The organism is Bacillus xiamenensis (assembly GCF_001857925.1).
Classification (GTDB): domain Bacteria; phylum Bacillota; class Bacilli; order Bacillales; family Bacillaceae; genus Bacillus; species Bacillus xiamenensis.
The window spans coordinates 383,825-396,115 of the sequence record NZ_CP017786.1; the positions used below are offsets into that span (position 1 = coordinate 383,825).

At 40.5% G+C, this 12,291-nt stretch carries 13 protein-coding genes and 2 riboswitches; of the genes, 3 read left to right on the forward strand and 10 right to left on the reverse strand.

Translation table 11 applies throughout. The annotated features are described in order from the left end of the window. Nucleotides 1–110 precede the first annotated feature (110 nt). Nucleotides 111–2,534, forward strand: a complete 2,424-nt coding sequence (locus BK049_RS01880) for a bifunctional diguanylate cyclase/phosphodiesterase (protein WP_071167723.1) — start codon at nucleotides 111–113, stop codon at nucleotides 2,532–2,534. Between the two features lie 68 nt (nucleotides 2,535–2,602). Here the strand turns inward: BK049_RS01880 and BK049_RS01885 are convergent, their stop codons facing one another. The 3 genes from BK049_RS01885 to BK049_RS19450 all read right to left on the reverse strand — a co-directional run bounded on the left by BK049_RS01885 (nucleotide 2,603) and on the right by BK049_RS19450 (nucleotide 3,786). Beyond that, nucleotides 2,603–3,067 (reverse strand): MarR family winged helix-turn-helix transcriptional regulator, encoded by a 465-nt coding sequence (locus tag BK049_RS01885; protein WP_145939385.1) that lies wholly within the window; start codon nucleotides 3,065–3,067, stop codon nucleotides 2,603–2,605. Nucleotides 3,068–3,427: 360 nt separating this feature from the next. Continuing rightward, complete coding sequence (locus BK049_RS01890) at nucleotides 3,428–3,592, reverse strand: stress protein (RefSeq protein ID WP_071167724.1); 165 nt, start codon at nucleotides 3,590–3,592, stop codon at nucleotides 3,428–3,430. 38 nt (nucleotides 3,593–3,630) lie between these two features. Further along, entirely contained in the window at nucleotides 3,631–3,786 is a 156-nt protein-coding gene (locus BK049_RS19450; protein ID WP_008346151.1) for a hypothetical protein, read from the reverse strand. A gap of 192 nt (nucleotides 3,787–3,978) precedes the next feature. Between BK049_RS19450 and BK049_RS01895 the strand changes: the two genes are divergently transcribed. After that, nucleotides 3,979–4,308, forward strand: coding sequence for a MerR family transcriptional regulator (locus BK049_RS01895; protein ID WP_008361347.1), 330 nt, complete (start codon nucleotides 3,979–3,981; stop codon nucleotides 4,306–4,308). 33 nt (nucleotides 4,309–4,341) lie between these two features. Here the strand turns inward: BK049_RS01895 and BK049_RS01900 are convergent, their stop codons facing one another. The 7 genes from BK049_RS01900 to BK049_RS01925 all read right to left on the reverse strand — a co-directional run bounded on the left by BK049_RS01900 (nucleotide 4,342) and on the right by BK049_RS01925 (nucleotide 10,492). After that, entirely contained in the window at nucleotides 4,342–4,740 is a 399-nt protein-coding gene (locus tag BK049_RS01900; protein ID WP_071167725.1) for a metal ABC transporter substrate-binding protein, read from the reverse strand. Nucleotides 4,741–4,841: 101 nt separating this feature from the next. Then, on the reverse strand, nucleotides 4,842–6,200 hold the full coding sequence (gene mgtE / locus BK049_RS01905; RefSeq protein WP_071167726.1) for a magnesium transporter: 1,359 nt from the start codon (nucleotides 6,198–6,200) through the stop codon (nucleotides 4,842–4,844). A 209-nt stretch (nucleotides 6,201–6,409) separates the two neighbouring features. Next, nucleotides 6,410–6,573, reverse strand: a riboswitch (M-box (ykoK) riboswitch). A gap of 292 nt (nucleotides 6,574–6,865) precedes the next feature. Next, on the reverse strand, nucleotides 6,866–7,009 hold the full coding sequence (locus BK049_RS19455) for a hypothetical protein (RefSeq protein WP_167358852.1): 144 nt from the start codon (nucleotides 7,007–7,009) through the stop codon (nucleotides 6,866–6,868). Between the two features lie 75 nt (nucleotides 7,010–7,084). Next, nucleotides 7,085–7,603 (reverse strand): PepSY domain-containing protein, encoded by a 519-nt coding sequence (locus BK049_RS01910; RefSeq protein WP_071167727.1) that lies wholly within the window; start codon nucleotides 7,601–7,603, stop codon nucleotides 7,085–7,087. A 93-nt stretch (nucleotides 7,604–7,696) separates the two neighbouring features. After that, nucleotides 7,697–8,386: a PepSY domain-containing protein gene (locus BK049_RS01915; protein ID WP_071167728.1), complete on the reverse strand. Its 690-nt coding sequence runs from the start codon at nucleotides 8,384–8,386 to the stop codon at nucleotides 7,697–7,699. 66 nt (nucleotides 8,387–8,452) lie between these two features. Next, nucleotides 8,453–9,802, reverse strand: coding sequence for a sensor histidine kinase (locus BK049_RS01920; protein WP_071167729.1), 1,350 nt, complete (start codon nucleotides 9,800–9,802; stop codon nucleotides 8,453–8,455). Between the two features lie 3 nt (nucleotides 9,803–9,805). Continuing rightward, on the reverse strand, nucleotides 9,806–10,492 hold the full coding sequence (locus BK049_RS01925; RefSeq protein WP_008359448.1) for a response regulator transcription factor: 687 nt from the start codon (nucleotides 10,490–10,492) through the stop codon (nucleotides 9,806–9,808). 514 nt (nucleotides 10,493–11,006) lie between these two features. Here BK049_RS01925 and BK049_RS01930 point away from each other — a divergent pair. After that, entirely contained in the window at nucleotides 11,007–11,966 is a 960-nt protein-coding gene (locus BK049_RS01930) for a S8 family peptidase (RefSeq protein ID WP_008359446.1), read from the forward strand. Nucleotides 11,967–12,078: 112 nt separating this feature from the next. Further along, nucleotides 12,079–12,271, forward strand: a riboswitch (cobalamin riboswitch). Nucleotides 12,272–12,291: the final 20 nt, after the last annotated feature.

Genomic DNA, 12,291 nt, shown 5'->3' on the forward strand with positions numbered 1-12,291 from the left:
GGGAAAAAATACTGATTGTCCTTTTTAAGTGAAGGAAAAGTGAACACAGTGACCATCCGATCCGATATATGAAGTATATGTCTGTTTTTAGATACAGGAGGTTTTCTTACATGACACATTTAACTGGAAGCTACAACGGATGGCTTGTCTGTCTGTCAGTCGCTGTCGCCGCTGTCGCCTCCTACTCAGCTCTTCAATTAGCGGGGCGAATGATTCAGTCAAGCGGTGCAAAGAAAAAAGTATGGCTGATCATTGGTTCGATGATCATGGGAATGGGAATATGGTCGATGCATTTTATCGGCATGATGGCCTTCCACATGCGATCTGGCATCACCTATGAAACGCCCTTACTCATTTTATCGATTTTAGCCTCTTTTATCGGCTCTTTAATCGCTTTTTCAATATGTATTCAGCGGCTGCTCTCCACAAGAAGACTGCTCATAAGTTCAATCACGATGGGTTCGGCTATTTGCAGCATGCATTATCTCGGAATGGAATCAATGGCCAATGTTACCATCAGCTATGATCCATTTCTCTTTTTCCTTTCGTTTTTTATTGCTGCGCTCGCTTCATTCTTTTCATTAAATCTTTTTTTTCGGCTTCATAAATATGGAAGAAAACGGGAGGATCAGCTGTTAAAAATAGCTGGTGCACTCATGATGGGCGTTGCCATTGCGGGCATGCATTATACCGGCATGGCGGCATCGACGATGTTTTTTCATTCAGAGGGTCAGATCGCTGCTGGTGGTTCTCTTGAAATGTCACCATTCAGCCTGTCCATTTTCATCGGTTTGATGACACTTATCGTCCAAACGCTCATGATTTTTGGCGCTTATATTGATCACCGAATCATGACTCAATCAGATAAGCTAAAGGAAAATGAGCAGCGGTTTCAATCGCTCATCAAACACAATATAGATGGCATTATTGTGTTATCTGTCGATCGAAAAGTACTATCTGCTAATGACTCAGGCAAACAAATTTTAAAGATATGCAATTCTTGGATTGGCGATGATGTGAGTCAATACGTGATGCCGACTGAGATGTGGGAAGATTTTATTCGCCAGTCAAAAAAGGCCATTACACGCGAAGCAGAATTGAAAGCAGCAGATCGTTTTTATTATTTTCATGTCACTTACATACCTGTACACGTTAACAATACGCTTGACAGCATTTATCTTGTTTTAAAGGATTTAACGCAGCAGCGGATTGCTGAAAAAGAAATTCATGTGATGGCACATTATGATGCGTTAACTGAACTGCCTAACCGCCGTCACGGGATCAATTATTTAAATGATGTTCTATCCGCTCAAGAAGAGACAAGAACCTCAACGGCTGTTCTATTTCTTGATTTAAATCGGTTTAAAATTATTAATGATGCACTCGGTCATAACATAGGGGACCTGCTTTTGAAAGCCGCCGCAAACAGACTCACACAATGTTTACCGGACAATGGCTTTATTGCAAGACTTGGCGGGGATGAATTTTTAATGATTTTCACTCACATGAAGGGGGATACGTATCAAATTGAACAGCTTTCGAAAAATATCATCCGCCAATTTGAACGTCCTTTTTTCATCCAAAACCATCAGCTCATTACATCCATTAGTATCGGAATCGCCATCTCTCCGCAAAATGGCAAAGATGGCATGGAACTCATGAGAAAAGCCGATATGGCGATGTACTTATCGAAAAAGAATAAACAAAGCCGCTATGAATTTTTCACTGAATCAATGGAAAGATCTAGTGAGGACAGATTAAATCGGGAACTCGAGTTAAGAGATGCCATTCAAAGAGAGCAGTTTGTGCTTCATTATCAGCCGCAAGTGAGTGCCAAAACAAGACAAATGACAGGGGTTGAAGCCCTTTTAAGAATGAAAGCGCCAGACGGCTCTCTAAAATCACCTGAGGCTTTCATTGAACTAGCTGAGGAATCTGGCCTTATCATTGATATTGGGAGATGGGTCATTGATACCGCATGTAAGCAGGCAAAAATATGGTATGACAACGAATTGAAGATTCCTGTAGCGGTGAATTTATCTGCTAAACAGTTCAACTCCGAAGACTTAATTGATTTGATCAAGCTGACGCTGAAAAAATATGACCTTAAACCGTCACTGCTTGAGCTTGAAGTGACAGAAAGTATGACAATGGACAACATCAAGCAGTCAAAACAGGTCCTAACGTCTTTGAAGCAGCTTGGCGTTCGCATTAGTATTGATGATTTTGGTACAGGCCACAGCTCTTTAAGCTATTTGAAGGATTTGCCGATTCACCGCCTGAAAATTGATAAATCATTTATCGAGGATATTTTGAGCGATTCAAAGTCTGAGCAAATCACAGGGGCTATTATTGCAATGGGGCACCAGCTATCTCTAGATGTCATTGCAGAAGGTGTTGAAACCTTTGCACAAGCGCAGCTTTTATCTACGCAGGGCTGTGACGACTTACAAGGCTTTTATTATGCCAAGCCGCTTCCAGCAAGCGATATTGAAAAATTTATCGCCTACCCTGCACATCAGCTGGACACATAAAAAAGAAGACAAAGGGCTTAGCCCTTTGTCAATCATCTGAAAGGTGCCTGCCAGGGCATCTTTTCCTTTTATCTAAATAACAAATGCTGACTGTGAATACCTGCTTTTTTCAGCAGACTAATCAACTGCTCCTGTTCTTCACGCGAGAGGCCAGAAAATGCCCGCGCAATTCGAAGCGAATGGATCGGGTAAATCTTATCGAGATAACTGCGCCCTTTTTCCGTTAAATGGGCATAAACCGACCGTTTATCCTTAGGGTCTTGTTCTCTTTCAATGAAACCATTGCGTTCTAGCTTGTCAATTACATACGTCACATTCCCGCTGACAAGCAGAAGTCTTGAGCCGATTTGCTGAAGCTTTTGAGCACCTCTCGTATACAGCAATTCAAGAACGGCAAACTCAGTTGGATTAAATCCATGCTCCTTGCTGTCTCTAATACTGTGTTCGGATACGCTTTTAAATGCTCTTGCAAAAACCTTGTAAAGCGTCATTGAACGTTCTACTTCTTCTTCATTAAACGATAGTCTCATCACATATCTACCTCTTATAATATTTTTTTAACTTCAAGGCTTTCTTGCGGTGCAGTTGGAGCCTTTCGTAAAAAATAGAAGTACGTTTTTGAAAACCCTTTCAACCACATAAGTGACTCCATTCGTGTTATGTATAAGTTTTCGATATAAACTTTTAAAATCCTTCTTATTTTTCACAATCATCTCGAAAAAAAGCTTTTTCAGCAAACCATCAAATTGCGACAAGTTTTAACATAATCTGTAAAGACTCTTTATTTTCTTGCAATTCATTCGTCAAATTTCTACAAAATTCAATATTGCTATAATATTTAACACGCAAAAAAAGAACCCTTCATGTGACACACGCACATTTTAAGGGATTTTTTACAGATAACGGTCTGTTTTGTTGAAAAAGAAATGATACTCTTTTTTTAAGTCACTAATTGTCATGTTCTTTGTCATATCAGGGCTATACTCCCCGAGTGAGCAAAGCTGCTTCGTATAATAATGCCTTTCTTTTGCTAACGCTTCTTTTAATATACGCCGCACGACATCTCCCCTCCTATCAATGGAAATGGATCGGGTGCTTATGAAGACTTTTTATACAAATCATTTTGTACGGCTCTTAGAAGAGCATGTGCATTCTGACCCGCAGCCTGCATGAACTGCTCCAGCAATTCGTCCCTCTTCACATCTAATGCGATGATTTCTTTTGCCATACGGATGATTTGTGTTTTCTCCATCATGTGCTCCTCCTCCTCATTCTTCTCCTCATTATCATATTTACTTGTAAGATGGATTGCACGCTCACTGTTAAGTTTCCTGCCATACTTTTTTCGTTTTTTTCATTTTTGTGTTATATTTTCTAACAAACGTTAGGTTTTTTTACTTTCCGTTCTATATAATATGAAAAAAAGACTTGCAGGGGTGAGTATATGACGCAGGAAGATGTATCTTATAAAGATAAAAAAGTCATTTCAATCGGGATTGTCAGCGAATTAACAGGACTTTCCGTCAGGCAAATCCGATATTACGAGGAACGTAAACTCATCTACCCCCAGCGCTCAACAAGAGGCACGCGGAAATATTCTTTTTCTGATGTAGAACGTTTAATGGATATCGCCAATAAACGGGAAGATGGTGTGCAGACAGCAGAAATTTTAAAAGACATGAAGAAAAAAGAACAAGCATTAAAAAGCGGGCAATTTAAGAAAAAAATGTTGGAAGGACAGATCAATGCACACTTTCGGTATAAAAATCGATAAACAAAAAAGAATCGCTCTTTTGAACGATTCTTTTTATTTAGATGAAGCGTCAGACCCTTCAACGATCCCTACGAAGTCAATAATCACACCGCCTCTTTCAGGATCTTCTTTTACACGAAAGGCAAGTGCCTTTTTCTCTCCAGTTTCTACATCTTCATAATTCGCATGAAAGACGTGAATACTGGCTTCTTCCATTTGAAAATCTTCATAGGAAAGCGACTCAATGCCCCATTCCTTTTTCGATTTGAGAATGTCACTCGGGCTTGGGACCGCCCCTTCGACATAGACGTTCTCTATTTTTCTTTTATTTCCTTCGGTGATGGCTTCAAGCATATGCTCTGCAGCCACCAGCCTTCTGTCTTTCCCCTCGTCTTCCCTTTGACATGCACTAAGCAAAAGAACGCACATCAACATGAATCCCCATTTCTTCATGTATCTCTCCCACCTTCTCCTTAAAATGTAAAGGATGGAAGCGCTATATGCAATCTTTATTGAAAAAAGACTGTAAAACGACATGTTTTACAGTCTTTTTGCTACATAAGCGTATGAAGGAATGCTGTCGCAATTCCAAAATAGATCAGCAGTGATAAAATATCATTTAATGTTGTAATCAGCGGCCCAGATGCAATAGCTGGGTCCACGTTTAATCTGTGTAAAATAATAGGCACTACCGTACCTGCCATTGTACCGATAATGAGTGTTGCAAGGAGTGAGGAACCGACAACAAAGCCTAAAACCACATTGCCCTGCCACACCATCGCAACGACGGTAATAATGACTGAACAAACAATTCCAATGTAAATACTTGTTCTCAGCTCTCTAAAAATAAGCCGCATAATGGTTTTTTTCGTTAATTTCTCTTTTGAAAGTCCTCGAATGACCACCGCTAGAGACTGTGTACCAGTATTCCCTGTCATACCTGCAATCATCGGCATGAAGAAAGCAAGAGCAACGACTTGCTGAAGGGTATCTTCAAAATAATTTAAGATACTGCCTGAAATCAGCCCGATGAATAAAAGCAAGATGAGCCAAGGAAGACGTCGGTATGCCGCAACAAATGCCGGCGTGTCAAACGTAATATCTTTACCAGAGGCAGCGAATTTCTCATAGTCTTCTCCTGCCTCTTGAATGACGACATCAATAATATCATCAACGGTGACAATCCCAACAAGGACATTATTCTCTTCTACAACAGGAATGGCAAGGAAATCATATCGTTCAATGAGCTTTGCGATTTCTTCCTGGTCTTGAAACGCTCCGACAGCAATCACTCTTGTAAACATGAGATCCTGCACCTTTTCATCCGGTTCACCTAAAATTAGGTCACGGTATGAGAGGACGCCCACAAGCTGTTTTTGATCATTAATGACATAGAGGTAGTTGATGGATTCGGCAATTTCGGCAAAGCTTTTCAGCTTCACAACAGCATCCTGAACCGTATAATGCTGAGGAATCCATACGTACCGGTTGGTCATGATACGCCCTGCTGTCTCAGCAGGATAATTCATGAGAAGCTGTACGGCCTTTGATTCCTCGGCTTCCATGTTTGACAGCAGCTGTTCTTTTAGCTCGTCATCCATTTCATCAAACAAGTTGGCTAAGTCATCGTTATCCATTTTGTTTGTGACGAAGGTGGCTTTGTCTTTCCCTACTTTTTCAAGGACGATCTCTTGATATTCACGCTCAAGCTCGCCCATCATTTCCGTCACATCATCGACTGTTAAAAAATGCAAGAAGCGGCCGCGATGCTTTTCTGGAAGCTCTTTAAATAAATAGGCCATATCATAAGGCTGAAGCTCTTCCATAATGTTTTTAAATTCTTTGCGTTTGCCGTCTCTTAATAAAATAATAATTCTTAAAATGAGTTCATCGTACGTAATGTTCTGTATCATCGCTGTTACCTCCCCAAAGTCAGGAGATACCCGAATCCCTTAGAATGTGCGGGGGGTCAGGATCTCCTCTATCTGATGCGTCAATCTGATCTTTTGACATATTCTCTATGTGTCTCGAATCGGGATGATCCATCCCCACACCTCCTTTTCTCATAAAAAAGCACCTTCAACCGAATGAAGGCGCTTTGTAAGCATGACAAAATAAACACTTACTCCTTCAATCGTAGAGCTTTAGCACTGTATGGCATAGGACAAAACCAGCTGCATTAAAAATCACCTTATGTCGATGATTTCTGTTGACCCATTGGCGTCTTTGGACATTTTTGGGCAGCAGCGTATCTCCATACAGGAGCCTCACCTAACGAAGTCTCATATTGTTAACACAATGAGATTACAGAAAAAGCGGAATGATGTCAATAAGCAAGATGCCAAGTCTCGTCATGTATTCGCTTACTTTTCAAAAAAAGAGCGATAGACGTTGACCATCGCTCTTTGCTAAAAAAGGGCTAAAATGAACTTTATTTTAGTCCTTTTTTAGCGTGACCTGAAAACCTTTGCAGTCTAGGAAGAACGAGTACCGGCGCGGAGCGAATTTGACATTCGTGAGCACCGGCACGCAGGACTGACAAAGAATGCGAGGGTTTGTCTACACGTTGCCATATCTTTTATTCCTCTTTTGGCTGATTCATATCCTCTTGGGAGAGGAGATGAAAGGAATCATGCAAAAACAAAGCATATCCTTCTCCATCAGGATGCGGAACATATTCCGCGCGGTCCATCGTCTGCTCTTCTTCTTTTTTCTTCATCATATTCTCTCGCCTCCTTTCCAGTAGTTTGTCCCAATGAAAAAACCTTACACATGAAAGTGTAAGGTTCGATCTTCTTTAATCATCCCATTCTTGCTTCAGGATTTTGCCTGTTTTAGCGGAAATCTCAAAATCGACTTCTTCGCCGCTTGGTGTCGTGATTTCAATTTCATAGATGTACACACCATTTTCTTTATCTAAATCTGAATCTGTGACTGTGCCTTTTACTTTTGCAAGGGCAATTTGTTCAGCCTGTTTTTTGGTGATTTTCACATTTTGTTTCTTTTCTTTGACTGGATCATTCAGCGCTTTTCCTGTTTTTGCATCGACATATACTTTATATTCAAAGCCGCCTTTTTTAATCTCGACCTCATACACCCATTTTCCTTTTTTACGCTCAAGATCCACATCGTCTACGTAGCCTTTCACCACTTTTAATGCTGCTTTTTCAGCTTGTTTCTTTGAGACAAACGATGATTTTTTTTGCACCATTTGTTCGGCATTTGCCGTTTGATTTGTATTTTGCGCTTGAAGGGTGAAACCACCTGCGACAAGAGTTCCTGTTAATGCTGTCGCTACTAGTACTTTTTTCATCATGTTCATTTCCTCCTCTGTTTGATTTCTTCTTTATCTTAAATAAACAAGATGATAAAGGAAGGAAAGAAACATGAGAAAATCATGAGAAATGGATTAGTTTTCGTACGTAATGCCTTCAATGTCTCCTGTATAGGCGTTCACAAGCACCTCTGCCTCTCTTCCGTCAGGCAAATCTAGCTCTACCTCAAACACGAGCATTCCGCTGAATGTTTCAAGATCTGCATCATCTACTGTCCCGCCTACTTCTTTTACAGCAATTTGAATGGCTTCCTCTACTGTGATTTTTGTCAGCTTCTTTTCTTTAGAAGTCGGCTTTTTCTTTTCTGCTTCTATCACCTTAAACGTTTTTTTATCTACCTCGACTTGATACAGTTCTTTCTTTGATTGAATCGTAAAGGTAAAACGATCGGCTTTTTCTTTCTTTTGAATCACAGTTCCATTCACTTTTTTCACTGCCGCTTCTTCTGCTTGAAGTTCAGCATTTTTTTCATTTGGTTTTTGATAGCTTTTTAATTGTTTGATTTCTTTCATTTGACCGCTTGCGGAAGATGCAATGATTTGATAGATGCCATTTGAATTTTCCAGCGTCAATGTATAGTCCTTTTTATTGTTGATGAGATCAATATGTGTGATGTTTCCATTGTAATCTTTCGCGATGATTTTTTTGATTTCTGCTTCGCTTAATATTTTTTGATCAATGGTTTGAATCATGAGCATTGCAAAGGCCGCAAGAATGATAAGACATCCTGCGAGCGCAAGCACCATTTTTGATTTTTTAGACATGCAGCGCCTCCTTCCTATTTCCTATTTTATAAGGAGGAAATGAGAAATTGATGAGAAAAGACCTATTTATTTCTGAAAAAGAATGGTTATGGTTGTTCCTTCGCCGATACGGCTGTCTACCTCTAGCTTGGCCCCATGCTCTTCAGCAATTTGCTTCGCAATTGACAGACCAAGTCCGGTTCCACCCGTCTCACTGTTTCTCGCTTCATCCACGCGGAAAAAGCGGTCAAAGATTTTCGGCAGATCCTCTTCTTTTATGCCAATTCCTTTATCAACAACTGAAATAAACGGCTTGTCTCCTGCCTGCCCGCAAATCACATCAACTGGCTCTGCACTATATTTGATCGCATTGTCAATCAAGATGGTCAAAAGCTGTTTGATTTTCTCTTCATCCCCTTCAGCGATCAGCGGATGTTTTGTTTGCACATGAGATTGAATGGTCCGATTGGTGGCCACTTCAAGTGTATGACATATTTGCTTGCACAAATGACCAAGATCAACCGGCTTCATGTCCAAATAAAGCGGCTGTCCACTTTTCGCAAGTGTGAGCAATTGATCTGTCAGCCTTTTCATTTTTTTCGCTTCATCATGAATGGCTTGAGAGGATTCTTCTATGACCTCTGGTCGTGTTTGTCCCCAGCGTTTAAGTAAGTTGCTGTAGCTCATAATAACAGTGATTGGTGTTTTCAATTCATGAGAGGCATCGTGTAAGAATTGCTGCTCTTTCTCATAATGCTTCTCAAGAATTTCGGACATTTCATTAAAGGTTTGACCCATTTGATATAATTCATCCTTTGAATCACCTGTTAATTCAATTCGTTTAAACGCCTTTTCTCTCATACTTGCCTTCATCGTATTGGTCATTCGACTAATTGGGCGGACGATTTGTTTGGTTAAAATGTGACCTGCAAAATAAGAAAGCACAATAAACAAAACGCCAGCAGCGATTAATATCATTTTTAATAATGCCAAGTTTTCTTCTGTATTTTCGATTTCTTCATATACTTGAAGCGACACAATCTCCCCGTTTGTCCAAATGACGGGAATAGCGGCGAATGCAATCATATGCTTGTTGTAATCTTTTATTTTTGCTGTCTGACCAGATTCGTATGTAAAGGGCAGTGAGCTAAATGTTGATTCCTTTGTGACGGTCAGCTTCGATTCGTCCTTTTCTGTCACAACACGGATCATGCCATTTTGAGGCAGATATGCTTTTAGCAGCTCCGAAGAAGGAAGGCCTTCTTCTTCTGACTTTTTTAACGCAATCGCAATATTTTCAGCCACCTCAGAAAGCCGAGACATATCTTTTTGCGTCAAGGTCATTGAAAAAATAAAATAAATCGCTGTATGAAACAGCAGCACCATTAAAAACAAGGACAACGACGTATAAAGCTGGATCTTATTTTTTAATCTCATGCTTTATCCTTTCATCACATAACCCACACCTCTCACTGTGTGAATCAACTGTTTTTCAAATGGGTAATCGACTTTTTTCCTTAAATAACGGATATAGACATCGACCACGTTCGTATCACCGAAATAATCAAAGCCCCAAACAGCTGTTAACAGCTGATCTCTTGTGAGCACTTGCTGCTGATGTTTTAGCAAATGGACAAGCAGGTCATATTCTCTCGGTGTCAGCTCCAGCATTTGACCGCCTCTTTGGATTTCTCTTGTTTTCTCATTGACCGTCAGATCTGCTATGCTGAGCTCAATTTCCTTTTCTTCTTGCGCACTGCTATTAAATCTTAGCTGCGCACGAATTCGTGCTAATAATTCTTCTATATCAAAAGGCTTTGTAATATAATCATTTGCTCCAAGATCAAGGCCGCTTACCTTATCAGGAACACTCCCTCTTGCTGTAATTAAAATAATGGGTGTTTCTGTATTCGTCTTTCGAACCCTTCTCAGCACTTCAAGACCGCTTAATTCTGGAAGCATGACGTCAAGAAGCACCAAATCGAAGCTATCTTCTTCAAGAGCCTGAAGTCCGTTCATGCCTGTATCTTTGACTGTCACCTCATACCCTTCATATTCAAGTTCAAGTGACAGCACTCTTGCTATTTTCTTTTCATCTTCGATTACGAGTATCTTCCCTTTGTTCATCTCTATCTCTCCTATCTAAAAAGGCAAGCTTGTCTTTCCATTATTATATGTTGCCTTTCACGTTTGGAACAGTCACAATCTTCACATCTTATTTTTCCCCCAAAAAAAGATCATGATGAGTCTTTTGTTCACCTAACGGTTCATAAAGCAAATACTAGAGAGTGAAATGTTTTTGGAGAAAAATATTTACACTCGTTCTCCTTCTCCTCATAACTCTCCTATCCATTCATTTTTGTTGTTAAACAGGACTGTCTTTTTTAGTTCTTTTCACCCATTTTTATTTGAACAGGGGCAAGCTCACTATGCAGCATTTCCTCCTTTTTCATATGATATCAAGAGTTTTCTTCAAAAGGTGACTTCTTTCGGCAAGAAGCGAGGAGAACTGCGAACATATGAATAATTTGATGATTTGAAAAATGATTACAATTGACCCTTTTCGGTCAAAAGTTTGTTTTATACAATAACATTACGCAACCTGAATCTACTTTGAAAACAAAATAAGGAGGGCTTTCTTATGAAAGGTGAAATTCGCTTAATTCCGTATGAAGTAAAAGCCAATGTGATGGAAGCGAAAGAGACGCCAGAAAGTATTCAGGAGATTAAAGCACCCGAACTTTGGTCAAGCGGCTTCAAAGGAAAAGGCATAACCATTGCTGTCCTTGATACAGGTTGCGACACGGAGCATCCCGATTTAAAAGATCAGATTATCGGTGGCAAGAACTTTACCGATGATGACAATGGAGATGCTGAGAAGGTGAAAGACTACAATGGGCATGGTACCCACGTAGCAGGAACGATTGCAGCAACGGATCAAAATGGCGGCATTTTAGGTGTTGCCCCAGAGGCCAAGCTGCTGATCGTGAAAGTCCTCGGCGGAGAAAATGGCAGCGGGAAATACGAATGGATCATTAATGGCATCAACTATGCGGTTGAGCAAAAAGTTGATATTATCTCCATGTCTCTTGGAGGTCCAAGCAATGAACCAGCCCTGCAAAAAGCCATTCAACATGCGGTAAATAGCGGTGTGCTTGTTGTCTGCGCAGCAGGAAATGAAGGTGACGGAGACGAGCGTACTGAAGAGTTCTCCTACCCAGCTGCATACAATGAGGTCATTGCCGTCGGCTCTGTCTCTCTTGCAAGAGAATCCTCTGAATTTTCCAATGCGAATAAAGAAATCGACCTCGTCGCTCCAGGAGAAGATATTTTATCCACTCTTCCTAACCATAAATACGGAAGACTAACAGGCACTTCCATGGCTGCCCCTCATGTGAGCGGTGCACTCGCCATTATTAAAAATGCCGAAGAGGAAGCATTCCAGCGTAAATTGACAGAACCTGAGGTATATGCTCAGCTCGTGAGAAGAACCCTCCCTCTGAAACAATCGAAAACCCTTGTAGGAAACGGGTTTTTATATTTAACTGCGCCTGATGTGCTCCTTGAGAAAACATTGGAAGCAGAACTTTTGTCTCTATAGCTTCATGATAGGTCCTGAGAAAAGATAGAATTTTCTCGGGATTTTTTTAATTAAAATTATTCAAAATTTACTTTGACGAAATGAAGTGAACGTTATATAATCGAACACAATAAATTCATAGTTTGAGAGTCGGTAATTCGATCACACGTCGAATTTTAATTGGGAAGACCGGTGAAAATCCGGCGCGGTCCCGCCACTGTAAGTGAGGAGAGCTTTTCTTTTGTAATCCACTGTCATGAAGACGGGAAGGATGAAAGGCTTGCAGATTCGCGAGCCAGGATACCAGCCGCTCTATCACATCAAACCCCTACGGTTGATAGGAGAT

Coding starts and splice junctions, on each gene's coding strand:
- BK049_RS19450 (WP_008346151.1), bottom strand. CDS start 3,786: ATGGAGAAAACACAAATCATCCGTATGGCAAAAGAAATCATCGCATTA.
- mgtE (WP_071167726.1), bottom strand. CDS start 6,200: ATGATACAGAACATTACGTACGATGAACTCATTTTAAGAATTATTATT.
- BK049_RS01900 (WP_071167725.1), bottom strand. CDS start 4,740: ATGAAGAAATGGGGATTCATGTTGATGTGCGTTCTTTTGCTTAGTGCA.
- BK049_RS01925 (WP_008359448.1), bottom strand. CDS start 10,492: ATGAACAAAGGGAAGATACTCGTAATCGAAGATGAAAAGAAAATAGCA.
- BK049_RS01895 (WP_008361347.1), top strand. CDS start 3,979: ATGACGCAGGAAGATGTATCTTATAAAGATAAAAAAGTCATTTCAATC.
- BK049_RS01920 (WP_071167729.1), bottom strand. CDS start 9,802: ATGAGATTAAAAAATAAGATCCAGCTTTATACGTCGTTGTCCTTGTTT.
- BK049_RS19455 (WP_167358852.1), bottom strand. CDS start 7,009: ATGATGAAGAAAAAAGAAGAAGAGCAGACGATGGACCGCGCGGAATAT.
- BK049_RS01915 (WP_071167728.1), bottom strand. CDS start 8,386: ATGTCTAAAAAATCAAAAATGGTGCTTGCGCTCGCAGGATGTCTTATC.
- BK049_RS01910 (WP_071167727.1), bottom strand. CDS start 7,603: ATGATGAAAAAAGTACTAGTAGCGACAGCATTAACAGGAACTCTTGTC.
- BK049_RS01880 (WP_071167723.1), top strand. CDS start 111: ATGACACATTTAACTGGAAGCTACAACGGATGGCTTGTCTGTCTGTCA.
- BK049_RS01930 (WP_008359446.1), top strand. CDS start 11,007: ATGAAAGGTGAAATTCGCTTAATTCCGTATGAAGTAAAAGCCAATGTG.